Source organism: Leucobacter sp. M11 (genome assembly GCF_035726885.1).
Classification (GTDB): domain Bacteria; phylum Actinomycetota; class Actinomycetes; order Actinomycetales; family Microbacteriaceae; genus JAPFRB01.
Map to the genome: position 1 here is coordinate 596,930 of NZ_JAPFRB010000002.1, position 592 is coordinate 597,521.

General features: G+C 73.5%; 1 protein-coding gene. It reads right to left on the reverse strand.

Annotated features, from left to right (window positions below):
• Window positions 1-68: 68 nt before the first annotated feature.
• A partial coding sequence (gene folE, locus OOT08_RS07200; protein ID WP_325091920.1) for a GTP cyclohydrolase I occupies window positions 69-592 on the reverse strand: 524 nt, incomplete at its 5' end.

Sequence of the window (592 nt, forward strand, 5' to 3'; positions counted from 1 at the left end):
GGCGTCCGAGAAGCGACCCCCGTCGCTGAAGGAGTCCGGGGTGACATTCAGCACCCCCATGATCAGGGTCACGGTCGGGAACCGGCGATGAGCGCGAGCACCTCGGCGCGCCCCGCGGGATCGCCGAGCGACCCCCGGGAGGCGACGGTCACGGTCGTGGACTCGCTCTGCCGGGAGCCGCGGTCGGTGACGCAGCCGTGCGCGGCGTCGAGCACGACGAGCACGCCCTCGGGCTCCAGGCCCGCCCAGAGCGCCTCGGCGATCTGCTCGGTGAGCCGCTCCTGGAGCTGCGGGCGAGCCGCCAGCGCGTTCACGACCCGGGGCAGCGCGCCGAGGCCGACAACCTGCCGGGCCGGGCGGTACGCGATGTGGCACACCCCGCGGAACGGGAGCAGGTGATGCTCGCAGATCGAGCGCAGTTCCAGGTTTCGGACGAGCACGAGCTCCCCCGTCTCCGTGCCGACGGGCAGGGTGTCCCGCAGGAACTCCTGCGGGTCCACCCCGACGCCCGCGAAAAATTCGGCGTAGCTGTCGGCGACGCGGCCGGGGGTCGCGCGCAGCTCGGTCCGGTCCGGGTCCTCCCCGATGGCAA